The organism is Streptomyces sp. JLBG701, assembly GCF_058544905.1.
In genome coordinates, this window is record NZ_CM178588.1 from 10,874,841 (window position 1) to 10,898,396 (window position 23,556).

Annotated in this window: 22 protein-coding genes; 13 read left to right on the forward strand and 9 right to left on the reverse strand. The window is 69.7% G+C overall.

The window, feature by feature from the left end:
- Positions 1-196: 196 nt before the first annotated feature.
- A complete protein-coding gene (locus AC5DRG_RS49770) occupies positions 197-538 on the forward strand; it encodes a metallopeptidase family protein (RefSeq protein ID WP_491806957.1) in 342 nt (113 codons plus the stop codon).
- Positions 539-594: 56 nt separating this feature from the next.
- Here the strand turns inward: AC5DRG_RS49770 and AC5DRG_RS49775 are convergent, their stop codons facing one another.
- Positions 595-1,389, reverse strand: coding sequence for a GntR family transcriptional regulator (locus AC5DRG_RS49775; protein WP_491806958.1), 795 nt, complete (start codon positions 1,387-1,389; stop codon positions 595-597).
- Positions 1,390-2,029: 640 nt separating this feature from the next.
- Between AC5DRG_RS49775 and AC5DRG_RS49780 the strand changes: the two genes are divergently transcribed.
- Complete coding sequence (locus AC5DRG_RS49780) at positions 2,030-2,875, forward strand: DUF1963 domain-containing protein (RefSeq protein WP_491806959.1); 846 nt, start codon at positions 2,030-2,032, stop codon at positions 2,873-2,875.
- A gap of 14 nt (positions 2,876-2,889) precedes the next feature.
- Here the strand turns inward: AC5DRG_RS49780 and AC5DRG_RS49785 are convergent, their stop codons facing one another.
- Both AC5DRG_RS49785 and AC5DRG_RS49790 read right to left on the reverse strand, forming a co-directional pair.
- Positions 2,890-3,450: a hypothetical protein gene (locus AC5DRG_RS49785; protein WP_491806961.1), complete on the reverse strand. Its 561-nt coding sequence runs from the start codon at positions 3,448-3,450 to the stop codon at positions 2,890-2,892.
- A 197-nt stretch (positions 3,451-3,647) separates the two neighbouring features.
- The gene (locus tag AC5DRG_RS49790; protein WP_491806962.1) at positions 3,648-3,863 is read right to left on the reverse strand and encodes a DUF4177 domain-containing protein; all 216 of its coding nucleotides are present in this window, start codon (positions 3,861-3,863) and stop codon (positions 3,648-3,650) included.
- A 386-nt stretch (positions 3,864-4,249) separates the two neighbouring features.
- Here AC5DRG_RS49790 and AC5DRG_RS49795 point away from each other — a divergent pair, with 386 nt between their 5' ends.
- Together AC5DRG_RS49795 and AC5DRG_RS49800 are read left to right on the forward strand one after the other, a co-directional pair.
- Positions 4,250-4,942 (forward strand): DJ-1/PfpI family protein, encoded by a 693-nt coding sequence (locus AC5DRG_RS49795; protein ID WP_491806963.1) that lies wholly within the window; start codon positions 4,250-4,252, stop codon positions 4,940-4,942.
- Positions 4,943-4,992: 50 nt separating this feature from the next.
- Positions 4,993-5,301 (forward strand): hypothetical protein, encoded by a 309-nt coding sequence (locus tag AC5DRG_RS49800; protein ID WP_491806964.1) that lies wholly within the window; start codon positions 4,993-4,995, stop codon positions 5,299-5,301.
- 21 nt (positions 5,302-5,322) lie between these two features.
- Here the strand turns inward: AC5DRG_RS49800 and AC5DRG_RS49805 are convergent, their stop codons facing one another.
- Positions 5,323-5,685, reverse strand: coding sequence for a DoxX family protein (locus AC5DRG_RS49805; RefSeq protein ID WP_491806965.1), 363 nt, complete (start codon positions 5,683-5,685; stop codon positions 5,323-5,325).
- 213 nt (positions 5,686-5,898) lie between these two features.
- Here AC5DRG_RS49805 and AC5DRG_RS49810 point away from each other — a divergent pair, with 213 nt between their 5' ends.
- The 3 genes from AC5DRG_RS49810 to AC5DRG_RS49820 all read left to right on the forward strand — a co-directional run bounded on the left by AC5DRG_RS49810 (position 5,899) and on the right by AC5DRG_RS49820 (position 8,806).
- Complete coding sequence (locus AC5DRG_RS49810; protein WP_491806966.1) at positions 5,899-6,750, forward strand: LysR family transcriptional regulator; 852 nt, start codon at positions 5,899-5,901, stop codon at positions 6,748-6,750.
- Positions 6,751-6,864: 114 nt separating this feature from the next.
- Complete coding sequence (locus AC5DRG_RS49815) at positions 6,865-7,605, forward strand: SDR family NAD(P)-dependent oxidoreductase (RefSeq protein ID WP_491813378.1); 741 nt, start codon at positions 6,865-6,867, stop codon at positions 7,603-7,605.
- A 184-nt stretch (positions 7,606-7,789) separates the two neighbouring features.
- Complete coding sequence (locus AC5DRG_RS49820) at positions 7,790-8,806, forward strand: DNA-directed RNA polymerase subunit alpha (RefSeq protein WP_491806967.1); 1,017 nt, start codon at positions 7,790-7,792, stop codon at positions 8,804-8,806.
- A 111-nt stretch (positions 8,807-8,917) separates the two neighbouring features.
- Here the strand turns inward: AC5DRG_RS49820 and AC5DRG_RS49825 are convergent, their stop codons facing one another.
- Positions 8,918-9,862, reverse strand: coding sequence for a LysR family transcriptional regulator (locus AC5DRG_RS49825; RefSeq protein WP_491806969.1), 945 nt, complete (start codon positions 9,860-9,862; stop codon positions 8,918-8,920).
- Positions 9,863-9,944: 82 nt separating this feature from the next.
- Here AC5DRG_RS49825 and AC5DRG_RS49830 point away from each other — a divergent pair, with 82 nt between their 5' ends.
- Positions 9,945-10,871: a DMT family transporter gene (locus tag AC5DRG_RS49830; RefSeq protein ID WP_491806971.1), complete on the forward strand. Its 927-nt coding sequence runs from the start codon at positions 9,945-9,947 to the stop codon at positions 10,869-10,871.
- A complete protein-coding gene (locus AC5DRG_RS49835; RefSeq protein WP_491813379.1) occupies positions 10,868-11,242 on the forward strand; it encodes a YbaK/EbsC family protein in 375 nt (124 codons plus the stop codon). Before AC5DRG_RS49830 ends, AC5DRG_RS49835 begins: the two co-directional genes overlap by 4 nt.
- Before the next feature lie 62 nt (positions 11,243-11,304).
- Here the strand turns inward: AC5DRG_RS49835 and AC5DRG_RS49840 are convergent, their stop codons facing one another.
- The 4 genes from AC5DRG_RS49840 to AC5DRG_RS49855 all read right to left on the reverse strand — a co-directional run bounded on the left by AC5DRG_RS49840 (position 11,305) and on the right by AC5DRG_RS49855 (position 16,630).
- Positions 11,305-12,900, reverse strand: coding sequence for a PucR family transcriptional regulator (locus AC5DRG_RS49840; RefSeq protein WP_491806972.1), 1,596 nt, complete (start codon positions 12,898-12,900; stop codon positions 11,305-11,307).
- Positions 12,901-13,127: 227 nt separating this feature from the next.
- Entirely contained in the window at positions 13,128-14,522 is a 1,395-nt protein-coding gene (locus AC5DRG_RS49845; RefSeq protein WP_491806973.1) for an NAD(P)/FAD-dependent oxidoreductase, read from the reverse strand.
- A gap of 44 nt (positions 14,523-14,566) precedes the next feature.
- Positions 14,567-15,232, reverse strand: coding sequence for an HAD-IA family hydrolase (locus AC5DRG_RS49850; RefSeq protein ID WP_491806975.1), 666 nt, complete (start codon positions 15,230-15,232; stop codon positions 14,567-14,569).
- Positions 15,233-15,271: 39 nt separating this feature from the next.
- A complete protein-coding gene (locus AC5DRG_RS49855; protein ID WP_491806976.1) occupies positions 15,272-16,630 on the reverse strand; it encodes an MFS transporter in 1,359 nt (452 codons plus the stop codon).
- A gap of 348 nt (positions 16,631-16,978) precedes the next feature.
- Here AC5DRG_RS49855 and AC5DRG_RS49860 point away from each other — a divergent pair, with 348 nt between their 5' ends.
- The 4 genes from AC5DRG_RS49860 to AC5DRG_RS49875 are packed head-to-tail and all read left to right on the forward strand — an operon-like array spanning position 16,979 to position 23,556.
- On the forward strand, positions 16,979-18,235 hold the full coding sequence (locus AC5DRG_RS49860; protein WP_491806977.1) for an aspartate aminotransferase family protein: 1,257 nt from the start codon (positions 16,979-16,981) through the stop codon (positions 18,233-18,235).
- On the forward strand, positions 18,232-21,093 hold the full coding sequence (locus tag AC5DRG_RS49865) for an FAD-binding and (Fe-S)-binding domain-containing protein (RefSeq protein ID WP_491806978.1): 2,862 nt from the start codon (positions 18,232-18,234) through the stop codon (positions 21,091-21,093). Before AC5DRG_RS49860 ends, AC5DRG_RS49865 begins: the two co-directional genes overlap by 4 nt.
- Positions 21,093-22,574 carry an NAD-dependent succinate-semialdehyde dehydrogenase gene (locus AC5DRG_RS49870; RefSeq protein ID WP_491806980.1) on the forward strand — a complete coding sequence of 494 codons (1,482 nt, stop codon included), beginning with the start codon at positions 21,093-21,095 and terminating at the stop codon, positions 22,572-22,574. The genes AC5DRG_RS49865 and AC5DRG_RS49870 overlap by 1 nt, the downstream gene beginning before the upstream one ends.
- Positions 22,567-23,556, forward strand: coding sequence for a D-2-hydroxyacid dehydrogenase (locus tag AC5DRG_RS49875; protein ID WP_491806981.1), 990 nt, complete (start codon positions 22,567-22,569; stop codon positions 23,554-23,556). The genes AC5DRG_RS49870 and AC5DRG_RS49875 overlap by 8 nt, the downstream gene beginning before the upstream one ends.

Here is a 23,556-nt window from a genome sequence, read left to right on the forward strand (position 1 = left end):
GTCAGCGGCCCGGTAGGTCCCAGAGCCCCGCAGCTTCCCAAGCTGATGCTCGCCAACGTGCGCCCGCGCGCTCTTCCCTGAGAGAGCGGACGGATCCATGGACAGGAGCCACCGGCTATCTCCCCCCAACAGAGACAAGAGCCCTCCGTGTCTCCGCCACAGACGCCTCGTCCCTGACAATGGCTCTGCGCTGGAGATGACACGCGACGCGTTCGAGGAACTCGTGAGCCAGGCCCTGGACCAGATCCCGCCGGAACTGACCCGGGTCATGGACAACGTTGCCGTGTTCGTGGAGGACGAACCCCCAGCCGATGACCCCGAGCTACTGGGCCTCTACGAAGGCACCCCGCTCACGGACCGTGGCGAGTGGTACGCGGGAGTACTCCCCGACCGCATCTCGATCTACATGGGACCGACGCTGCGTTTCTGCGAGACCACGGAAGACGTGGTGCACGAGGTCGCCGTGACCGTGATCCACGAGATCGCTCACCACTTCGGAATCGACGACGAACGCCTTCACGAGCTGGGCTGGGGCTGACACGGAGTGCTCGGCTTCGGTCCGGTACGAGCATCCGAAGCCTCCACTCTGCAGGCTCAGCTACTAAAGGTGAGGTCGGTGGTGACAGACTCCCACAGGGAGTCGAACCAGAGCTGGGACTGTTTGACGAACGCCGTGTCATCGCTGGTGCTGTCGGTACCAAACAGCCGAACCAACCCCATGGGACTTGGGTCGAACACCTCGATCGGGCGCTGTTCGATCTCTGCTTGCCGACGCACGATGGTGTAGTAGGAGAAGAGAGCCTCTTTGCCGTTCACCAGGTAGAGCTTGGCCATGGGGGTAAAGGGTAAGGCTCGGTAGCTGACCTCAACGTCGATGTCGTGTGTGTCGCGCAGTGATCGTAAGGCAGCACTCACGGACTGTCCGTGAGCGTTGCGTTGTGACAACCACCGTCGGTGCACGATTTGCGGCTGGTCTTCGTCGACGGATGCGGCGCAGGGAAAGGCCAGGTCGATGTCGCGGCTGGGGAGCATGACCCGCAGGCTGATCCGTTCGGGGCGGACATCACCAGTATGGATGGCGTGAATGGGACGCCCCATGGCAATAGACAGTGACTGTCCGTTCAGACACATCGCGTCGATACGCACGTGTTGCTCAGCGAACGCGGCCGTCAGTCGATCCCCCAGAGCGGCAACAGTGGAAGCCTGGCCGGACGATGAGACGCCTGGCGACGCCGACGAGGTTGCCCTCTGACCAGCCGCTTCGAGTAGACGTCGCCAGCGGACATGTGAAGGTGGCGTCTGCCCGGCCCATTCAGCCAGCTGATCAACGACTTTCAGTAACTCGTCCGCCTCGCGCGGCAGATGGTTGCCACGCAACCAGTCGCTCACGGTAGCCACAGGTACGCCGGTGGCACGGCTGGCTCTAGTGAGGGTGAGCCGGGAACCGGCCGTGCCCAGGCGCTCCTGCGCAGCCTGCCACAGAGCCCTCAGCGCTATCAGAACCTCAGGAGCCGAATCGGAGGGCGAACGCCGGGCAACCACAAGCTTCCCCCTCCGAGCCCCCGTCGGAAATTCCGACTCGGAAAAGCAGTGTGTGGCCCGAGACTCCGGTTTTTCCGACGTCATCCGACATCGCTGCCATTGAGCGCCGACGAGCGCGTCAATAGCTGAAGAGGCCGCAGTGCGGCCGGCGCTTGGTCAAGGAGGTGGGGTGGATGGCAGGCAGGTCCACGAGGCGGCGCCTAGTCAGGGCGGCGATGTTCGCTGCGGTGCGCGGTGCCGCCGCGGCCATGGGCTCTGGGATGGTCGCTGCGGGTTGGCGGTGGATCCAGACTCGATGAGGGATGCCCGCATGCCGTCTGCCGTACAGCCCACTACCCCGACTCTGGCAGCAGCCTCCCCAAAGGGTGTACGACGGAATACCCTGCACGGCCCTTCACTCCGTTCCAGGCGGCTCCTCGGCGGCCCGCCACGGGTTCGAAGCCGCTGTGTCAGTCCCTCCCTCTAGGGTTTGCGCATGACTCCTGAGATGCGGGACCGCTTAAATCCCTTCCGTGACAAGGCGATCGCGGAGGGCATACCGGCCGACGACGTAGAGCGATGGCTGACCACCGCCCGACCCTGCGCGACGCTGACACGGGACGGGGACGGCCCGATCGTGGGCCGGTTCGGCGGCCCGCTCCTGCTTCCGGCCGACACCCCGGACCCCGAGCACCCCTACGTCGCCACCATCGACCTCGCGGCTCTGCCCGCCGACATGACGGACCTGCCCCTGCCTCCCGACGGCCAGCTGCTGTTCTTCGCCTTCCCCGAGAGCGACGGCTGCGAATCCAATGGCAGTGTCGTGTACCTCCCCGTCGGCACGGCCGTGGTGGAACGGGACAAGCTCGCCTGGGACTCCTTCGGCTGGGAGGAGAACGAGGCGATGCTCGAGGAGTTCCCGCAGGGGCCGCTGCGGGCGACGGCCCATGTGTCGCTGCCCTGCCATCACATGGTCGAACAGTCCGGCGAGCCGAGGTTCGGGCCGCTTCCCGGGCATCCCCGTTCCGCGGAGCTCGTCGCGGTCTGGGAGAGTATCCGTGCCGACATAGCCCCCGAGGGGCCCTTCCAGATCGGGGGATACGCCGACGAGGAGGCCATCGAACTCGACCCGGTCGGCAACGCCGTGTCCAGGGCGGTGGACGCCGTGGCAGCAGGCGAGTGGGACGGACCGGTGTCGGACGACGTCTCGGACTGGGTACTGCTGGCCGACTGGGTGGTCGGCATGGACGTACGAGGCTGGGAGAGCTCCACCGTCCACTGGGTGATCCAGCGCGAGGACCTGACCGCGCGGCGCTTCGACCGAGCCTTCACCAGCGTGTTCTGGAACCCCTGACCTGTTCCTGGGGCTCAGGGGGTGAACGTCTCGGTCAGGCGCACGGTGTAGCCGTCTTCCTCCATCAGGACGACGGTGACGCCGAAGGGGGAGGGGTGGTCGAGTTCGAGGGGGGTGAAGGAGAAGTCGACCGCTGCCTGGATCGGGGGGACCAGTTCGCCGTTCGGCTGGGGTTGTGGGGCGGGGAGCCACTGGGGTTCGGTCGAGGCCGTGCCCTCAGGGAGTTGCTGGGTGTAGGGGAACTGGTGGAGTACGTGGGCGTCCTTCGTGGCGTGCACCATGTTCAGGCACGGGGCCGGGCCTGTGATGGGCAGTTCGCAGGCGGTGGCGACGTCGTTGGTCTCCCAGGCGAGGACGACTTCGTCGGCGCCGGCCGCCGCGGCGATGTTGGAGAGTTCGGCGATGCCGGTGAGCGCGTCCTTTCCGGGCTTGAGGGGGCGGGCCCAGACCAGTGCGACCAGTTCGCCTCGGACCAGCGGCATGATGACCGGGCGGGGTACCGCCCCCTCGCTCAAGCCCGTGGCGTAGGCGTGCTGCATCGATGCGACCAGTGCGTCCCAGGTCTGCGCTTCCATGGACTTCCCCTCGCCGTCAGGCTGTTCGTGCTCACCGCCGGGTCGCCCGTCAGCCGGTGGAGCGGCCCCGGGGTCATGTCCGCCCCGGGGCCGTTCAGTTGGGGTCACCGTAGCGTCATGGGCGGTGGTGGCGGCTCTTCTTGCCGATCGCCCGTGGATTGTGCGGGCCCCTGCCGGGCGCGGTGGTGTCGCCGGTGTTACGCGCGGGGGCGCTCGAAGGTGAGGAGGAGGCCCTCGACCGCTCCGGGGCCTATACGGCCCTTGACATCGGCGGCGGTGATCGCTTTGAGCCCCCAACCGTCCTCGGCATGCTTGTTGAGGACCTTCTCCAGCTTGTCGCTGTCCAGTGCGTCACCGATCAGCGATTCCCTGAAGTTGACGACCTTGTACTCGTAGGCGTACGCGTTGCTCATGGCTGGGGTGTCCTCCTGCGTATTGATTTGCGGTGGCCGGGGCCAGCCAATCATGGAGCGACGCTCATCCTTATCGGCGGGGGAGGGGTCGGCCGGTGCGGTCCGCACCCTGTGGGGAAACGCGAGTTGGCACGACGTCTGGATTCGCTCCGCGAGCGCTTCAAGCGCGTCACCGGGACCACGCCGCACGGCTACCGTGCAGCCTTCCGTAGCCCTGAGCGCGACTGAACCGCCGCCCCTGAGCAGACAACCCTGCATGGCAGGGGGCGTGGCGAGATCCCGTCGGTACCTGTCACTCACCTCCCTGGTTGCCTTCCGTACCCCCCTTTTACGGTCGAGGGACAAGCCGGAAGCAGGCCGGCACCCGCTCCTACGAAGGACGCCAAGTGCACGTCCAGATCGTTCTGTTCGACGGCTTCGACCCGCTCGATGTCATCGCTCCCTTCGAGGTCCTCCATGCCGGCGGCACGGCCTCCGGCGGCGCCGTCACCGTGGAGTTGGTCTCGGCCGAAGGGCCCCGGGACGTTGTCAGCGGCACCGGTGGCCTGATGTTGCGAGCCACCGGCACACTCGATCCTGCCCGCGCCGGTCTCGTGCTCCTGCCCGGAGCCTCCGGCCGTGTCGGGACGCCGGGCGAGGTGCCCGACGCCAACGTCGGCAGTGCCGCGGAGTGGCAGCAGGACGAGTTCATCCCCGTCCTGCTCGGACGCACCTTGACCACCGAACTGCCCGGGCTGCTGAAGGCCGCCATGGACAACCCGCAGGTCACCATGGCCGCGGTGTGCGGCGGTTCGCTCGTCTTGGCCATGGCCGGACTCATCGAGGGACGTCACGCCACCACTCACCATCTGGGCTTGGACATGCTCGATGCCACCGGCGTTCACGCCGTGCACGCCCGCGTCGTCGACGACGGCGACCTGGTCACCGGCGCCGGTGTCACCTCCGGCCTCGACCTGGGTCTGTACCTGCTGGAGCGCGAAATCGGTCCCCAGATCGCCCACGCCGTCGAGGAACTGTTCGCACACGAGCGCCGCGGAACCACCTGGCGGGCCGACGGCCCTGCCCCCGCAGCCATGTGACACCCGACCCGGCACTCACCCGTTCCGACTCGCGCAGGGGAGCACCATCCATGTCCATTGAAGGCGTCTGGGACCTGACCATCGCCACGCCCATCGGGCGCATCAAACCCGTCATCGAACTCAGCCGAGAGGACGAAATGCTCGTTGGAGTCGCTCTTGGCCTGGGCGAGGAGGTGCCCCTCCAGGACATCGTCGTCGACGGCGAACGGATCACGTGGAAGCAGGCGGTCACCAAGCCGTTGCGCCTCAATCTGACCTTCGAAGTCACCATCGAGGGTGACGTTCTCACTGGTAAGTCAAAAGCGGGTCGCCTGCCTTCCTCGAAGGTCAGCGGCCGGCGCCGACCCCAGCAGCGCTGACTGAGCCGACCACCGCTCGCGTCACAGCCATGTCGTCGCCAGCCAGACGGTCACGGCCGCAGTGAGAACGAGCGTGATGTTGAGGGCGATCTGACGGTCCCCGCGGCTCAGGTGGACTCGGATCGCGCCGATCTGCAGGATCACGAAGCCGATGGCCGCGGCCAGGGCCAGCCAGGGCGCGATGCCGGTCAGCGGCGGGAGGATCAGCCCGATCGCACCGAGCACTTCGATCACCCCGAGCGCTCTCACGACCGACATCGGTGTGCTGTCCACCCAGGCCATCATCGGGCGGAGCTGTTCACGGCTCTGGACCACCTTGGCTCCACCCCCGTAGAGGTAGAAGAGGGCGAGCAGGCCGGCGATGATCCAGTAGGCGATATTCACGACTCCTCTCCACGACCTTCCGGCTTCGGGGCCTGAATGTTCGCGCGTGAGGTCAGTGCACCGTCGCCCGGACCGATCACCGATACGGCGGGGTCGGCCATCGGTTCGCCGGACCTCTGTTCGTCAGTCATGCTCCGATTCCAGCGGCCGGGTACCCCGGTCGTCCAAGACCGATTGAGTAAGGCCGATACTGTACGGGTATCGTCGCCGGTCATGGAGCTACGCACGCTGCGCTATTTCGTGGCGGTCGCCGAGGAGCTGCACTTCGGCCGGGCGGCCGCACGGCTGCACATGAGCCAACCCCCACTGAGCCGCGCGATCAAGCAACTGGAGACCGACGTCGGTGCCCTGCTGTTGCACCGCTCTTCGGCGGGGGTCACGCTCACGTCGGCCGGGGCGGCGTTGCTGGACGAGGCGCGTACCCTGCTCGACCAGGCCGAGCAGGCACGCGTGCGCGTGGCCGCGGCGGCCGGTGCCGTGGCCATCACCGTCGGCATCCTGGGCGACAGCACCGACCGGGGCGCGACGCGGCTGGCCGCCGCCTACCGCCTTCGGCATCCCGGCATCGAAATCCGCATCCGTGAAACGGACTTGACCGATCCGACCTGCGGGCTGCGCGCCGGGCTGGTCGACGTCGCCCTGACCCGCGGGCCGTTCGACGAGACCGGTCTGACGGTGCATGAGCTGCGCAGTGACCCGGTGGGTGCGGTACTGCGCGCCGACGATCCGCTGGCCGACCGCGACCACCTGAAGCTGGCCGACCTGGCCGACCGGCACTGGTTCCAGTTTCCGGAGGGCACCGACCCGATCTGGCAGTCGTACTGGAACGGCGGCGAGCCCCGCCCGGGCCCGGTGGTGCGCGCCGTACAGGAGTGCCTGCAGGCCGTGCTCTGGAACGGCACGGTCGGAATGACCCCGCTCGGGCACGACCCGTCCGATCAACTGGCCGTGGTCCCGCTGATCGACATGGCCCCGAGCCGCGTGGTGGTGGCGTGGAACCAGGACGACACGAACCCGCTGATCCGGTCGTTCGCCGAGATCGCCACGGCCGCCTACCGCGAGTGAACATCCCAACCGCGCGCGCGGCAACGGTACTCAGGGCCTCCAGCTCCTCGCAGATCTACAACGAGGTCCGATTTGCGCCAGCGTGCGGCGGTGGTCGGCGTGAAGCTCGACGCCATGAACCGATTTGTAGGGACTGTGGTCTTGGTGACGGGCGGAAGCCGGGGGATCGGCGCTGCCGTGGCGCTGCGGCTGGCCGAAGAGGGCGCCGATGTGGCCCTGACGTACGAGAACAGCACAGAGCTTGCGGCCGGGGTGGTGGAGCAGATCAAGGCCGTTGGCCGCCGGGCGCTGGCGATTCGGGCCGACAGCGCGGTCTCGGAGAGGCTGACGGCGGCGGTGGAGGAGACCGTGGAGATGTTCGGCAGGCTGGATGTCCTGGTCAACAACGCCGGCGCCTTCCCTGTCGGCCCGCTTGAGGACATGGGTGCGGAGGAGATCGATCGCACCCTGGCGGTGAACGTCCGGGCGCCGTTCGTGGCGTCCCAGGCAGCGGCGCGTCATATGGGCCTGGGCGGACGCATCGTCAGTATCGGCAGCAATGTGGCGGAGCGCGCGGTCTTCCCGGGCCTGGCCCTGTACGCGATGAGTAAGACGGCACTGGTCGGGATGACCAAGGGTTTGGCCCGGGAACTCGGCCCGTGCGGCATCACCGTCAACCTGGTTCACCCCGGTCCCACCGACACGGACGCCAACCCCGCCGACGGTCCCAACGCGGCGGCGATCGCCGGATTCACCGCGCTGGGCCGCTATGCAGCCGCGGCCGAGATCGCCGCCACCGTCGCTCACCTGGCAAGCACGGACGGCGGGTACATCACCGGAGCGGCGATCAACGTCGACGGAGGGTTCACCGCCTGACGGGTGACTGACTCCCCGCAGCAGCTGATCGTCAAGTTCCGCTTCAGCTGGAGTTCGGTCCGCCGACTGGTCGGCCGTCGGGCGGGGTCGGGCGGTTCGGTCTCTCCGGGGGCCGTATCGCACGTACCCTTCGTGTTGTCTACGGCGTCACATAGCGGGCGCCAAACACTGGAGGCAATACCCCGTGCTGATCGCTCAGCGTCCGTCCCTTACCGAAGAAGTCGTCGACGAGTTCCGCTCCCGGTTCGTAATCGAGCCGCTGGAGCCGGGCTTCGGCTACACCCTCGGCAACTCTCTGCGCCGCACGCTCCTCTCCTCGATTCCGGGTGCGGCTGTCACGTCCATCCGTGTCGACGGTGTCCTGCACGAGTTCACCACCGTGCCGGGCGTCAAGGAGGACGTCACCGACCTCATCCTCAACATCAAGCAGCTGGTCGTCTCCTCGGAGCAGGACGAGCCCGTCGTCATGTATCTGCGCAAGCAGGGCCCGGGTCTGGTCATCGCTGCCGACATCGCGCCGCCGGCCGGTGTCGAGGTGCACAACCCCGACCTGGTCCTCGCCACGCTCAACGGCAAGGGCAAGCTGGAGATGGAGCTGACCGTCGAGCGCGGTCGCGGCTACGTCTCCGCCGTGCAGAACAAGCAGGTGGGCCAGGAGATCGGTCGTATTCCGGTCGACTCCATCTACTCGCCGGTTCTGAAGGTCACCTACAAGGTCGAGGCGACCCGTGTCGAGCAGCGCACCGACTTCGACAAGCTGATCGTCGACGTCGAGACCAAGCAGGCGATGCGTCCGCGTGACGCGATGGCCTCCGCCGGTAAGACGCTGGTCGAGCTGTTCGGGCTGGCCCGCGAGCTCAACATCGACGCCGAGGGCATCGACATGGGTCCGTCCCCGACGGACGCCGCCCTCGCCGCCGATCTCGCCCTGCCGATCGAGGAGCTTGAGCTCACGGTCCGCTCGTACAACTGCCTCAAGCGTGAGGGCGTCCACTCCGTGGGTGAACTCCTGGCTCGTTCCGAGGCCGACCTGCTCGACATTCGTAACTTCGGTGCGAAGTCGATCGACGAGGTCAAGGCGAAGCTGGCGGGTCTGGGTCTGGGCCTGAAGGACAGCCCGCCCGGATTCGACCCGACCGCCGCCGCCTTCGGCGCGGACGACAACGCGGACGCCGGTTTCGTGGAGACCGAGCAGTACTGAGGGCTTTGCCGGGTCGCGCGGGAGCCACTGTGGACCGCGCGACCAGGCAGATGACGAGGCCTTCCGGCTCGCGCCCCTTCGAGGTGAGACTTCAGAAGGCGACCCGCCGCCTCAGGTTTCGACAGTGCGAGTCTCATCCGCGTCGGAACCCGCGCTGATGTCTCGGTCCCGGATCGTTGCGGCTGCGCGGTGCAGTTCGGTGAGCACCATCCTTACGGCTCGCCGTGCGGCACGTTCGGGGCGATGGAGCACATCGATATGGCGTCGGGTGTGCACGCCGCTGAGAGGTCTGAGGATCAGTGCGGGGTGCGGACGGGTAGTCCAGCGGGGCATCAAGGCCAGGCCGCCTCCGGCGGCCACGACTTCGGCGACCACCGCGAAGTCGTTGATGCGATGGACGATGTCGAGCCGTCGGTTCGCGGCAGTCGAGACGGCGTCGATGGTGGCCATCAGCGGGAAGCCGTCGTGCACGGTGATCCAGGGTTCGTCCGCGACGTCCTGCGGGGTGAGGCGTCGTTTGGCGGCCAAGGGGTGGTCGGCCGGCAGGGCGACGTCGAGCGGTTCACGCAGCAGCGTGCCGGCAGTGACCGTGGTCGGCCAGGGTGGTGCTTGGTCGAGACGGTGGGCGAGTACGAGATCGTAGTCCCGGGTCAGTCGCGGGAAATGGTCTTGTGCGACGTCCTCGTCGGCGAGCGAGAGCTGCGGGCGTCCGGGGCCGGACTGGCCGAGCAGCAGTGGGAAGAATGTGGCGGCCGCGCTGTGGAAGGCCGCCACCGACACACCCGCGTCCGGTTGGTCGACGAACTCCTCGATGGTGTGCCGCGCTCTGGCCAGCGCGGTCTCCACCGCGATCGCCGCGCCGGCCAGGACTTGCCCGGCATCGGTGAGCACCAACCGCCGACCGTCACGTTCGGTGAGTGGGACCGGGATCGAACGTTGCAGCAACCGTAGCTGCTGGGAGACCGCCGAGGGCGTCATCAACAGCGCCTCGGCGGTCGCGGTGACACTTCCCAGCTCGCCGAGCTCCCGCAAAATCTGCAACTGCCGTTCGTTCATCTCTCTGAGTGTAGTAATACTTCAAGGTTATTGAAGAACCTCGTCCTTGGCTTCAAGGGCGGAAGCGATGCAGCGTAGGGGGATGATTCAAGCCCGCCGCACTGACGCAGTGCTTCTCCTAGTCGCCATCGTCTGGGGCTCCAGCTACCTGGCCGCGAAGACGGCCACCTTTGCCCTGACGGTCCTGATGGTGTTGTTCGCGCGGTACGCGATCTCCGCGATCGCCTGCCTCGTGCTCGTCGCCGCCCGCCGCCGGAAGGGGCGTTACACGCGAGATGAGGTTCGTGTCGGGGCAGTCCTGGGGGTTACACAGGCTGCTGTCCTGCTGCTTGAGACCTATGGCGTCGCGCACACCAGTGCGGCCAACGCCGGCCTGATCATCAGCCTCACGATCGTGCTCACCCCGCTGCTGGACCGCACCGCAGGCAAGGGGCGGCTGCCCTCGCGCTTCTTCGCCGCCACGGGCGTGTGCCTGCTCGCCGTCGTACTGCTCATGTCGGGCAGTGGCTTCGACACGCCCCGGACGGGCGACCTGCTGATGCTCGCCGCCGCAGTGGTCCGCGCAGCGCATGTCGCGCTCGTGGGGCGGCTCACCAAGGGCCGCGCTGTGCGGTCGTTGCAGCTCACGGCCGTCCAGACGGTTGTCGGCTCGGCGCTGTTCGCCGTGCCGGCCGCGAGCGGCATGCCGGCGCTGGTTCAGGTCGAGGCCGTGGTCTGGGGCCAGCTCGTCTATCTCGCCCTGTTCTGCAGCGTCTTCGCCTTCCTCGCCCAGACCTGGGCGGTGCAGAAGAGCTCCGCCAGCCGGGCCAGTCTGCTTCTGGGCACCGAACCGGTCTGGGCGTTCGTGATCGGCATCGGCCTCGGCGGCGAGAAGTTCACCATCCTTGCCGGCCTCGGGGCGGCGCTCATGGTCTCCGGAACGTACTGGGGACAGAACATCGAACGCGCCCACCGCACCACCGACAAGGAGGAGTCCCCACGCCGGACCCTGGCACCTACCAGCGCCTGATCAGCCTGCTCGACAGCACCGCAACCGCGTACAAACTCATCGACCACGAACCGGAAGGCACGACCGAAACCGTCAGCGAACTGCGCGGACACCCGGTGTCGGAACCCGCGAAATGCCTCATCCTGATCGTCAAGATCGACCGTCGCGTCACTCGCCACGTCCTCGCGGTCGTCCCGGGGGACCGGCGTGGCGTTCTGCCCTTCAGCTTCGACCCCGAACTCGAAGTCGTCGCGGACCCGGACGTCATCGCCCAGCCCCGTCTCTACTTCAACGCCGCCTGTCTTGACCGCTCGCTGGCCATCTCCGGCGTGGACTGCGCCAGGCTTGCCGAACCGCGCGTCGAGCGCATCGCCAGTCCGGGCTCGTACTGACGCACCTGTCCCCTCTCATCGCATCGTGTCCGCGAGTTGATTCCACTGCGATGCGCCGGAGGTCAGTCCGTCGACGTCCCGTGCAGGACCTCCAGGGCGGTCACGGCCACGTGCAACTGGGTGCGTTCGGCGCCGGACTCCAGGTCGGCGCCCAGGAGTCGTTCGATGGTGTGCAGGCGCTGGTAGAAGGCCTGCCGGGAGAGCCCCACGCGCTTGGCCGCGATCGACTTGTTGCCGGCGGCGTCGAGGTATTCGCGCAGGGTGGTGAGGAGGTCGCTGCCGTGCCGCGCGTCGTGCTGGACGAGGCGCCCGAGCCGCTGTTCCACGTACTTCTGGACCCGGACGTCGTCGCGCAGGGAGTAGAGCAGTTCCGGCAGGCCCACGTCGGAGGCGACATGGAAGGGGCGGCCTCGGGAGGTGGGGCCGATGGCGTCGGCCACCTGCTCGGCCTCGCGGAACGACCGGGTGACCTGGCCGAGTTCGGTGACGCCCGGGCCGACGGCGATGACGGCGTCCTCCCCGAACGTGGCCCGCAGGTCGCGGGCGATGCGTTCCACGACGGGCTGCCAGGCACTCGCGCGGGCCAGTGCCAGGAGCAGTCCGGTGCGCCGCCCGGACAGGTCTCCCACCAGGGCCTTGACGCCGGACGTGTGGAGTTCTCCGGCGAGGTGGCCGGTCACGGTGGTGTCGCCGGCCTCTACGCCCGAGTGGTCGACGACGACCGGGACGAGGCGGTGGCCGGTTGTGGGGAGTCCGAGCGCTTCGGCCCGCAGGCGGGCCTCGGTGCGACTGCGATAGCGCCAGTGCAGCAGATCGAGCAGTACGGAGCTGTGGGCACGGCGGTCCCATTCGGGGTGGCCGGTGAGCCGGGCCAGGGTGAGGGCGGTGGCGGCCTGCTCCAGGATCATCGTGTGCTCCGGGCCGAAGGGCGGTCCGGCCGCGAGGGGCAGCATGATCAGTCGCCCCCAGCGGCTGCTGCGCTCCTCGACCGGGGCCACGAGCCAGCCCTCGGGTCCGCTGACCGCCGCCCGGTCGGGTGTCTCGGCGGTGCGCGAGCGGCGGGGCCAGGCGTCCAGGACCTGCCCGTCCGTGGAGCCGGCCGCCGCCCAGATCACGGCGTGGTGGATCAGGTTCTCCAGTACGACCGGACAACCCGCGAGATCCGCGGCGGTCTGCACGAACTCCTCCGGTTCGGCGCCGCGCAGAGTGAGTGACGTGAACAGCTCGTGCACATGCTGGGCCCGGCGCAGCAACTCGCCCTGCGCGTCCAGGATCAGGGCGTGCACGGTCTGGGTGACCTCGATGAAGCGCACCCCGCGTGCCAGCACGATCAGGGGCAGGTCGCGCTCCCGGCACGCGGTGACGAGGTCCGGGGGCGCCTGCTGATACCGGCGGCCCAGTTCCACGACCAGGCCCGCCACCCCGACGTCCGCCAACTGGTCGACGTAGCTACGCAGTTGTGTCGGGTCCGACGGATGCGGCATGCCCGTGGTGAGGACCAGTTCCCCGCCCTCCAGAAACGAGGCGGGATCGAGGAGCTCGGTGACGTGCACCCAGCGGACCGTGCGCCCCAACTGCCCCTCGCCGGCCGCCACCCGGGGCAGACCGGCGGCGATGACGGGGAGTCGCAGTACGTCAGCGACCGTGAGAAACGGCATGGGCGGCGCTGGCTCCCGGGGACGTCGTGCCGACGGTTGCGACACGTGGTTCCGCCCCACTCTGAAGGGTGGGGCGCGTGCAGCGCAAGGCCCGACGGCGCTGCTCAGAGCCGGTACACGGCAGCGCCCCGAAAGGGGCGCGGGGAACTGCGCGAACAACCCCAACGAACCGCCAGTCGCCAACGCACCAGGCGCCCTACGGCGAAGCGGCGAAGGCGCCACCCACTTCAGGGCCGCCGAGCGATCAAATCCGCAACCGTGGCGATCGGCGACGTCCGCACACGCCCACCCGCCTCATGCAGATCCGCCAGCCGATAGGCAACGTAAAGCCCACGCACACCAAGCCACCGCAACGGCTCCGGCTCCCAGGTACCGGGCCGATGCCCGGTCCACGGCAGCCGAGTCAGCCGCGACTGACGACCCAGCACCAGGTCGGTGAGAGTCCGGGCGGCAAGGTTCGTCGAGGTCACACCATGCCCCACGTAGCCGCCGGCCCAGCCGAGCCCACTCGCACGGTCCAGCCCCACGGTCGCCGACCAGTCGCGCGGCACCGCGAGCACCCCGCACCAGGCATGGTCGACACGGGCGCCGGTGGTCTGCGGCAACACGTTGTACAGGGTGTCCGTGAGCTCGCCGATCGTCCGGTTGGCCACCCGCCCATCGGAGTCGGTCCGCGATCCGAACCGATACGGCACCCCACGCCCACCGATAGCGATCCGGTCGTCCGGCGTGCGCTGGGCGTACAGATGGCCGTGCGCGGTGTCACCCAAGGTCTCCCGCCCGGCCCAACCGATCTCCTCCCACACCCCCTCCGCCAGCGGCTCGGTCACGATCATCGAGCTGTTCATGGGCAGCCAGGCCCGCCGCAGCCCCTTCAGCGACGCGGTGAACCCCTCCGTGGCGCGCAGGACGATCGGCGCGCGTACGGTGCCGTGCGCGGTGACCGCCCGCCCCGGCTCGACGACCGTGACCGGGGACTGCTCGTAGAGGCTCACACCGAGTCGTACGACCACGTCGGCGAGCCCGCGCACCAGAGCCGCCGGCTGCAGCCGGGCGCAGTGCGGCGTCCAGGCCGCCGCCGTCATCCCCTCGATGCGGATACGTTCGGCAGCCTCCTCCGGCGTCAGCAGCACGGCGTCCGTGACGCCCCACTCGTGATCGGCCTCGGTCTTGTGGCGCAACCGGGTGGCCTGCGCCGGAGTACGGGCCACGCGCAGAGTGCCGCCCTTGACGATGTCGGCGTCGATGCCCTCGCGTTCGGCGACGGCGATGATCTCGTCGACGGCCTCGTTCATCGCGCGCTGGAATTCGAGCACGGCGTCCCGGCCGTACCGCTTGGCCAGCCGGTCACGCGCCCCGGGGACCAGCCCCGACGCCCAGCCGCCGTTGCGCCCGGACGCGCCGAAACCGGCGAACTCGGCCTCCAGGACGGTGATCCGCAGCGTGGGGTCGGCCAGTTTGAGGTAGTAGGCGGTCCACAGTCCGGTGAGACCGGCGCCCACGATGCACACGTCGGTATCGCGGTCCCCGGGCAACGCCGGACGGGGGGTGGGGAGTTCGGTGAACCAGTGGGAGATCCGGCCGTTGACCGGGCCGGGCCGGCCGAGCGTGGTCGCGCTCACGGGGTGTTCCTTTCGAAGCGGCTGGGCGTGCGGGTGCCGGGAGTTCAGACGCCGAGCAGGCCGGGCAGCTCGGACAGGTCCTTGATCTCCTCGTACGGCTGGTAGGCGGCCGAGCCCGGGAAGCCGTACCGGTTCACCCAGATCCGCCGCATGCCCTCGTACCGCTTGGTCGGCATGATGTCGTACTCCCAGCCCTGGGCGGTGTGGATGATGTCCTCCGGGCCACGCCCTGTCGCCTTCATCAGGTACTCGAAGGCCTGCGGCAGCGGCTTGTACGCGCCGGCCTGCTCGGCGGTCAGGACGTAGTCCCACTCGACGCCCAACTCGTCGACGGCGTACGAGATGAGGTCGTCCTCGCTGTTGGAGAGGATGGCGATGTCGTACTCGCCCTTGAGGCGGCGCAGCGCGTCCGGGACCTCGCGGAACGGCTTGAACTTCGTGATGGCCTCGATGAGCGCGGCGCCGTCGTCGTCCCGGTACTCCAGGCCGTGCAGCAGCATGACGTTGCGCAGGGTGCGGCGGACGATCTCGCGGTAGGGGCGGTACTCGTCGACGACGCCCTGGAAGCGCATGACGTAGGCGTCGTGGTGGAACTGGTCCGGGTCGACGCCGAGTTCGGCGAGCCGGTCCTTGACGATCTCGTGCGTGGCGGCCCGGGTGTCGAAGTTGATGAGGGTGCGGTAGCAGTCGAAGCTGACGACCTTGCGCATGGACTGAACTCCTTGCTGGGGGAGGGGTGTTCAGGATCTTCAGGAACGGCTGCTGGCCTCGGTCAGGCCCAGGTCCTTGGTCTCGGGGGCGAGGAAGTACGACACGGCGAGGCCGACCAGGGTGATGACGACCGCTATGCCGAGCGTGCCGCGCACGCCGAGGTCGTCGGCGGCGATCGGGAGCAGGAAGGTGGAGGTGGCAGAGCCGACCCGGCTCATCGCGGTCGCGATGCCCACGCCCGTGGCGCGCAGGTCGGTCGGGAACAGCTCGCTCGGGTACACGAACTGCAGCCCGCTGCCTGCCGCTTCGAAGAACTGGAAGGCGGCGAACAGGGCCACCACGAGGAACGCCCAGTGCAGCGGCAGCACGGCCAGCGCGATGAGTGAGACGTTGATGCAGACGAAGGTGCTGATCAGCAGCGGGCGGCGGCCGATCCGGTTGACGACCACCAGGCCGAGCGCGATGCCGGCCACCGCGATGGTGGTGATCAGCGCGCTGGCGCCGTAGGTGCTCTCGACGCCGAACGCGGACAGCATCTGCGGCTGGAAGGAGCGGACCGCGAAGGCGGGCGCGACCTGACAGATCCAGAAGACGGAACAGAAGACGACCGGGACCGCGTAGCCGCGTTTGAAGATCTCGACGAGGTTGCCGAGACCCGAACCGCCGCGCTTCTCCTGACGTGTCTCGGAGAGGAGTTCGGCGGTGTCGACCTCCTGACCCAGGTGCTTGCGTACGACCGCCCGCGCCTCGTCGATCCGGCCGCGCGAGGCCAGCCAGCGCGGCGACTCGGGTATGCCGGCCCGGAAGACGAGGAAGATCACCGCGGGCACCACGCCGGAGGCGAGCATCCAGCGCCAGGCGTCGTCACCGAGACCGGTCAGCGCCCAGCCCACCCAGTAGCTCACGCCGTACCCGACCCACCAGGCCAGCACCAGGCCGGACAGCGCCGGGCCGCGCAGCCGGCGGGGGACCAGTTCGGTGGTGAGGGCGGAGGCGATGGGGTAGTCGGCGCCGATCGCGATACCGATGAGCAGCCGCAGCACCATGAGCTGCCAGGCCTCGGTGACAAAGAACTGCAGCGCCGAGAAGACCACGAAGGCGGCCAGGTTGAGGACGTACATCAGATGACGGCCGACCCGGTCGGTGATCGGTCCGAAGACCGCACCGCCGATGAACACGCCGATCAGGACGGACGCGGCGACGAGGCCGGTCGACAGGGTGTCGAGGCCGAGGGCCGGGGTGATGAGGCCGAGGGCGACGCCCATCACGCCGAGCAGATAGCCGTCGCAGAACGGGCCGCCCATGGCGACCGCCATGATCCGGCGGTGGAAGGAACTGACGGGCGCGTCGTCGAGCGACGAGGCCCCTGGGGTGGTGGAGGACGAGGTCACGGACATGCTTGAGGCTCCTGGGGACGCGGGGCGGAGGAGGTCGTGCGTCAAGCATTCGAAGGCGTACGCCGCTGTACGCCGGAGAGACCGACAGGTCACCGAGGTGAGAAGTGGGGCGGTGAGGCGGTCCGGGGTTGGCCTTCACCCTGGTTCAGCGCACGGCCACCGTCAATGAACACCGTGTTCGCTTTGCGTGCGGCGGGTGGACAGTCTGTTCCGCGGCCGCCTTCCGGTTGACAGACCGTCCACACCGGGCGTGCCGGGGGAACATGTTGGCCGTTGACCCTCCTGCCGCACCGCCCACAGGGTGAAAGGTGCCCCGCCCGCACCTTCTACGCCGTGGGAGACCGCCGTATGAGCCAACTGTCCGAGCATTTGCGCCAGGCCACACCGGTCGTCGCCGAACGCGGCGAGGGAGTCCACCTCTTCGGCACCGACGGCCGCCGCTATCTGGACTTCACCGCGGGCATCGGCGTCACCAGCACCGGCCACTGCCATCCCAGGGTGGTCGCCGCCGCGCAGGAGCAGGTGGCCACGCTGATCCACGGCCAGTACACGACGGTCATGCACCCGCCGCTGAAGCGTCTCGTCGAGCGGCTCGGGACGGTCCTGCCCGAGGGGCTGGACAGCCTCTTCTTCGCCAACTCCGGCAGCGAGGCGGTGGAGGCGGCGCTGCGGCTCGCCCGCCAGGCCACCGGCCGCCCCAACGTCGTCGTCTGCCACGGCGGTTTCCACGGCCGTACGGTCGCCGCCGCGTCGATGACCACCTCCGGTACCAAGGTGCGCACCGGGTTCGGCCCCCTCATGGGCGGTGTCGTCATCACACCGTTCCCGCACGCGTTCCACTACGGCTGGGACGAGGAGACGGCGACCCGGTTCGCGTTGCGCGAGTTCGACCAGCTGCTGCAGACCGTCTCCGACCCGGACGACACCGCCGCGATCATCGTCGAGCCGGTTCTCGGGGAGGGCGGCTACGTCCCCGCCAACTCCGCCTTCCTGCAAGGCCTGCGGGAACGCGCCGACCGCCACGGCATCCTGCTGATCCTCGACGAGATCCAGACCGGCGTCGGCCGCACCGGCCGCTTCTGGGGCCACGAGCACTTCGGCGTCCGCCCCGACATCCTCATCACGGCCAAGGGCCTGGCCAGCGGCTTCCCCCTGTCCGGGATCGCCGCCTCCACCGAGCTGATGCGCAAGGCCCGGCCCGGTTCGCAGGGCGGTACGTACGGCGGGAACGCGGTCGCCTGCGCCGCGGCCGTCGCCACGCTCGACGTCGTCGAGGAGGAGAACCTGGTCGCGAACGCCGCCGCCATGGGCGCCCGGCTGCGCGCGGGGCTGGAGGAGGTCGCCGCGAAGAACCCCGCGATCGGTGACGTGCGCGGCCTTGGCCTGATGCTGGCGAGCGAGTTCGTTACGGAGACGGGCGAGCCCGACCCCGAGACGGCGTCCCAGGTGATGCGGGCCGCCGTCCAGGAGGGGCTGCTCCTGCTGCCCTGCGGCCCCTGGGGCAACGTCGTCCGCATGATCCCGCCGCTGATCGTCGACTCGGCCGCGATCGACGAGGGGCTGCGCGCCTGGTCGGCCGCGGTCGCGGCGGGCACGGCCGGATGAGCGACGCCCGCTCCCTGGTCGACCTGTTGGCCCGGACGGCTCCGGGCCTGGAGGTCGACTCCGGTGACGGGCGGCGCGCCCAGTACGCGTACGACGCGTCGAACTACCGGGTGCCGCCCCTCGCCGTCGCCTTCCCGCGCTCCGCCGAGGACGTGGTCGCACTCGTACGGGCCTGCCGCGACCTGCGTATCCCGCTCACCGCGCGCGGGGCGGGCACCAGCATGGCCGGCAACGCGATCGGGCCCGGTGTGGTCCTCGACTTCTCCCGCCATCTCAACCGGGTGATCTCAGTCGACCCCGACACGCGCACCGCCGTCGTCGAACCCGGCGTCGTCCTCGACGACCTCCAGCGCGCCGCCGCACCGTACGGCCTGTTCTTCGGCCCCGACCCGTCCTCCCACAGCCGTTGCACGCTGGGCGGGATGATCGGGAACGACGCGTGCGGCAACCACTCGGTGCGCTACGGCCGGACGGTCGAGCATGTCGAGGAGTTGGAGATCGTGACGTCCACGGGTGTGCGCGCGGTGGCCGGAGCCGGGGGAGTGCGCGCGATCGAGGGCGAGCACGCCGCGGAAATCGCCGCCCTCGACACCTCGTTGACCCGGCTCGTCGACGACAACCTCGCCGCCCTGCGCACCGAACTCGGCCGCATCCCCCGCCAGGTCTCCGGCTACCAACTCCACCACCTCCTGCCGGAGCACGGCCGCCACGCCGCCCGCGCCCTGGTCGGTACCGAGGGCACCTGCGCGATCATCACCCGCGCGACCGTACGACTGCATCCTCTGCCCGCGGCCACCACGTTGCTCGCGCTCGGTTATCGGGACGTGGTGGACGCCGCCTTGGACGTCCCGGAGATCCTGTGTCACCGACCCACCGCGGTGGAGGGCATGGACGAGGCCATCGTGGCGACCCTGCGTCACCGGCGTGGCCCGCAGGCGGTCACCGGTCTGCCCGAGGGTGCCGCCTGGCTGTACGTCGAACTCGACGGCACCGACCAGGCCGACGCCGACGAGCGGGCCGCCGATCTGCTCGGCGAACTCCGCGCGGGGGAGCGGATGGTGGCGGGTCGCGTCATCGACGACCCGGCCGAACGCCGCTCCCTGTGGCGCGTGCGCGAGGACGGCGCCGGACTCGCCGCCCGCCTCGTCGACGGCGGCACGTCCTGGCCGGGCTGGGAGGACGCCGCTGTCGACCCCCGCCAACTCGCCGACTATCTCCGGGACTTCCGCGCTCTCCTCGCCAAGCACGACTTCACCGGCGTGCTGTACGGGCACTTCGGCGCGGGCTGCATCCACGTCCGCATCGACTTCGACCCCGCGACCGAGGAGGGCGCCGCGGCCATGCGCGCCTTCCTGGAGGAAGCCGCCGCGCTGGTCGTCTCGCACGGCGGCACCCTGTCCGGCGAACACGGCGACGGACGCGCCCGCAGCGCGCTCCTCGCCACCATGTACAGCACGCGGATGCGGGCTGCGTTCGCCTTCTACAAGCGGTTGTACGACCCCGACGGCATCCTCAATCCGGGGGTGATCGTCGACCCCTCGGCTGTCGACGCCGACCTCGCGCTCTATCCGATCAACTCCCGTGCGCCGGAAGGGGGTTTCACCTTCCCCGACGACCCGGGCGGCCTCGCCGAAGCGGTCAGCCGCTGCATCGGTGTGGGCCGCTGCCGTAGCGACACCGGCGGAGCCATGTGCCCGAGCTACCGCGCCACCCACGACGAACGCGACTCCACGCGAGGCCGCGCCCGGCTGTTGCAGGAGATGCTGCGCGGCGGACCGGAGACGGTGATCACCCACGGCAGCCGCTCGACGGAGGTGCATGACGCCCTCGACCTGTGCCTGTCCTGCAAGGCCTGCGCCGCCGACTGTCCGGTGGGCGTCGACATGGCGACGTACAAGTCGGAGTTCCTGCACCGGCATTACCGGCGTCGGCTGCGCCCGCGCAGTCACTACAGCCTGGGCTGGCTGCCCTGGTGGGCGGCGCTGGCCCGCTGGTTCGCCCGCCCGGTCAACGCCGTCCTCGGCGGACCGTTGGGCCGGCTGGTCGTACGGCTCGGCGGAGTGACGACTGAGCGCACCCTGCCGGGTTTCGCCCCGCGTCGAGCGCTTCGCGCGCACCTGCCGCCACAGCCGGCAACCCCGGCCGCCGTGCTGCTCGTCGACTCCTTCACCCGCGCCTTCCGCCCCGACATCGCCGCAGCCGCCGCCCGGGTCCTGGCCGATGCCGGTGTCCCCGCGTCCGTGCGCGACGGGCTGTGCTGCGGGCTCACCTGGGTCAGCACCGGCCAACTCGGCATCGCCCGGCGCGTGATGACCCGTACCGTCGAACGACTCGACGCCGAGGGCGAGTTGCCGATCGTCGTGCCCGAACCGAGCTGCGCCGCCGCACTCCGCCACGACGCACCCGCCCTCCTCGGCACGGACGCCGCACGCCGGGTCGCCGCACGCATCCGCACGTTCTCCGGCGCGCTGACCGAACTCGCCGACGCCGACTGGAAACCCGCGGCCGTCCCCGACCGCGTCACCCTCCAGACCCACTGCCACGAGTACGCCGTCTTCGGCGAGACCACCCAGAGCGTGCTGCTGCGCCGCCTGGGCGTCGGGCATGTCGACGAGGCGAACGGCTGCTGCGGACTGGCCGGCAACTTCGGCTTCGAGACGGAGCACTACGACACCTCCATGGCCGTCGGCGCCCTTTCCCTCGCCCCGAAACTCGCCGCACTCGACCCCGACGCCACCGTCCTCGCCGACGGCTTCAGCTGCCGCACCCAGGCGGCCCACCTGACCGGCCCCGACGGTCCGCAGGCCCGGCACCTGGCCCAACTGCTCGACCCGAACCCGCCCGGAGGCACCCGCTGATGACCACCACCACGTCTGTCGTCGACAATGTCCCCAAGCAGCTGTTCATCGGCGGGAGTTGGCAGGACGCGGCCGACGGCGGCCGCTTCGCCGTGGACGACCCGGCGACCGGCGAGCGGCTGTGCGAGGTCGCCGACGCCTCACCGTCCGACGGGCAACGCGCCCTCGACGCAGCGGTGGCGGCGCAGGAGGCCTGGGCGGCGACCGCGCCCCGCGCCCGCAGCGAAATCCTGCGCCGCGCCTACGAGATCATCCTCGACCGGCGCGAGGAACTCGCCCTCCTGATGACCCTGGAGATGGGCAAGCCCCTCGCCGAGGCGCGCGGGGAGGTCGGCTACGCGGCTGAGTTCTTCCGCTGGTTCTCCGAGGAGGCGGTGCGGATCGACGGCGGGTTCACCCGGACCCCCGACGGAGCCAACCGCGTGCTGGTCATGCGGCAGCCGGTGGGCCCCTGTCTGCTGATCACGCCGTGGAACTTCCCGCTCGCCATGGGCACTCGCAAGATTGGTCCCGCGATCGCGGCGGGCTGCACCATGGTCCTCAAGCCCGCCCCGCAGACCCCGCTCTCCAGCCTGGCGCTCGCCGCAATCCTCGCCGAGGCGGGGCTGCCCGAGGGTGTGCTCAACGTGGTGACCACGACGGACGCCGCCGGGGTGGTCGAGCCGTTGCTGCGCGGCGGCGGTGTGCGCAAGTTGTCCTTCACCGGCTCGACCCAGGTCGGGCGGCTGCTGCTGGCCCAGTGCGCCGACACCGTCGTACGCACCTCCATGGAGCTGGGCGGCAACGCGCCGTTCATCGTCTTCGAGGACGCGGACCTGGATCGGGCGGTCGAGGGCGCGATGGTCGCGAAGATGCGGAACATGGGCGAGGCGTGCACCGCCGCCAACCGCTTCTTCGTGCACCGCGCGGTCGCGGACGCGTTCGCCACACGGCTCGCCGAACGCATGGCCGCACTCGCTGTCGGGCCGGGCACCGAACCCGGCTCCCAGGTGGGCCCGTTGATCGACGCCGCCGGGCGCGTCAAGGCCGACGGCCTCGTCCAGGACGCCGTGACGCGCGGCGCCAAGGTGCTGACCGGAGGCGAAGTCCCGGACGGGCCGGGCCACTTCTACCCGCCGACGGTGATCACCGAGGTCCGCGCGGACTCGGAGCTGATGCGGGCGGAGATCTTCGGCCCGGTCGCCGCGATCCTCACTTTCGACGACGAGGGCGAGGTCGTCCGCGCAGCCAACGACACCGAATGGGGCCTGGTCGGCTACCTGTTCACCCAGGACCTCGACCGCGCGCTGCGCGTGGGGGAGCGGCTGGAGACCGGCATGGTCGGCATCAACACCGGCCTGGTCTCCAACCCCGCCGCGCCCTTCGGCGGAGTCAAGCAGTCCGGGCTCGGCCGTGAGGGGGGACGGGTCGGCATCGACGAGTTCCTGGAGTACAAGTACCTTGCCATCCCCGTGGTCTCCGTGGCGGACGGCCGTGGCTGACCGGCTGGTCATCCTGCACCAGGGTGTCCTGCCGCCGAACGCCGAGCACATCGAACGTCTCGCGGACACGGTGTACGCCACCGAGGAGGAACTGCCGCTCCTGCTGCCCGGCGCGGACATCCTCCTGTGCTGGCACTCGCTCACCTCCGCGGTCGCCGCGGCCTGGCCCGAGGATCCGGCCGTGGCCCCGAGCTGGGTCCACGTGGCCGCCGCCGGAGTGGACCCGCTGCTCTTCCCGGCGCTGGTCGACAACCCGAACGTGGTGCTGACCAACTCGCGGGGCGTCTACGACCAGGCCATCGCCGAATACGTACTGGGCCTGATCCTCGCCCTCGCCAAGGACTTCCCCGGCACCTGGGAGCACCAGCGGCGCCGCGAATGGCGGCCCCGCGACAGCGAGCGCATCGGCGGCCGCACGGCACTGGTGTGGGGGACGGGGCCCATCGGCCGTGCCGTGGCCCGCATGCTGCGCGCCGTCGCCATGCGGGTGTGCGGCGCCGGGCGCACCGCACGCGCCGACGATCCGGACTTCGGGACGGTGCACGACGGCGCGAGTGTGCGGACCGCGCTCGCCGAGGCGGACTACGTCATCCTCGCGGCCCCGCTCACACCGGCCACCCGCTGCATGGTCGACGCCTCCGTCCTCGCGGCGATGAAACCGGGAGCCCGGCTGGTCAACGTCGGCCGGGGCGGCCTCGTCGACGAGGAGCCGCTCGTGAAGCACCTCGCGGACGGCCGCCTGGCCGGAGCGGCCCTGGACGTCTTCGCACAGGAGCCGCTGCCCGCCGCCTCACCACTGTGGGACATGCCCGGCGTGATCGTCTCCCCCCACACGGCGGGCGAGGTGACCGGCTGGCGCGCCGACCTGGCGGACCTGTTCCTGGAGAACCTCGGACGCAGGAGACAAGGGCGGCCGTTGCGGAACGTGGTCGACAAGGAGAAGGGCTACGTCAGGGACGCAACTGCCATGGAGCCGCGCTGA

Bases quoted from the DNA above. Each gene is read 5' to 3' on its own strand.
- AC5DRG_RS49770 (WP_491806957.1), top strand. From the start codon at position 197: ATGACACGCGACGCGTTCGAGGAACTCGTGAGCCAGGCCCTGGACCAG.
- AC5DRG_RS49780 (WP_491806959.1), top strand. From the start codon at position 2,030: ATGCGGGACCGCTTAAATCCCTTCCGTGACAAGGCGATCGCGGAGGGC.
- AC5DRG_RS49785 (WP_491806961.1), bottom strand. From the start codon at position 3,450: ATGGAAGCGCAGACCTGGGACGCACTGGTCGCATCGATGCAGCACGCC.
- AC5DRG_RS49790 (WP_491806962.1), bottom strand. From the start codon at position 3,863: ATGAGCAACGCGTACGCCTACGAGTACAAGGTCGTCAACTTCAGGGAA.
- AC5DRG_RS49800 (WP_491806964.1), top strand. From the start codon at position 4,993: ATGTCCATTGAAGGCGTCTGGGACCTGACCATCGCCACGCCCATCGGG.
- AC5DRG_RS49810 (WP_491806966.1), top strand. From the start codon at position 5,899: ATGGAGCTACGCACGCTGCGCTATTTCGTGGCGGTCGCCGAGGAGCTG.
- AC5DRG_RS49815 (WP_491813378.1), top strand. From the start codon at position 6,865: ATGAACCGATTTGTAGGGACTGTGGTCTTGGTGACGGGCGGAAGCCGG.
- AC5DRG_RS49825 (WP_491806969.1), bottom strand. From the start codon at position 9,862: ATGAACGAACGGCAGTTGCAGATTTTGCGGGAGCTCGGCGAGCTGGGA.
- AC5DRG_RS49830 (WP_491806971.1), top strand. From the start codon at position 9,945: ATGATTCAAGCCCGCCGCACTGACGCAGTGCTTCTCCTAGTCGCCATC.
- AC5DRG_RS49840 (WP_491806972.1), bottom strand. From the start codon at position 12,900: ATGCCGTTTCTCACGGTCGCTGACGTACTGCGACTCCCCGTCATCGCC.
- AC5DRG_RS49850 (WP_491806975.1), bottom strand. From the start codon at position 15,232: ATGCGCAAGGTCGTCAGCTTCGACTGCTACCGCACCCTCATCAACTTC.
- AC5DRG_RS49855 (WP_491806976.1), bottom strand. From the start codon at position 16,630: ATGTCCGTGACCTCGTCCTCCACCACCCCAGGGGCCTCGTCGCTCGAC.
- AC5DRG_RS49860 (WP_491806977.1), top strand. From the start codon at position 16,979: ATGAGCCAACTGTCCGAGCATTTGCGCCAGGCCACACCGGTCGTCGCC.
- AC5DRG_RS49865 (WP_491806978.1), top strand. From the start codon at position 18,232: ATGAGCGACGCCCGCTCCCTGGTCGACCTGTTGGCCCGGACGGCTCCG.
- AC5DRG_RS49870 (WP_491806980.1), top strand. From the start codon at position 21,093: ATGACCACCACCACGTCTGTCGTCGACAATGTCCCCAAGCAGCTGTTC.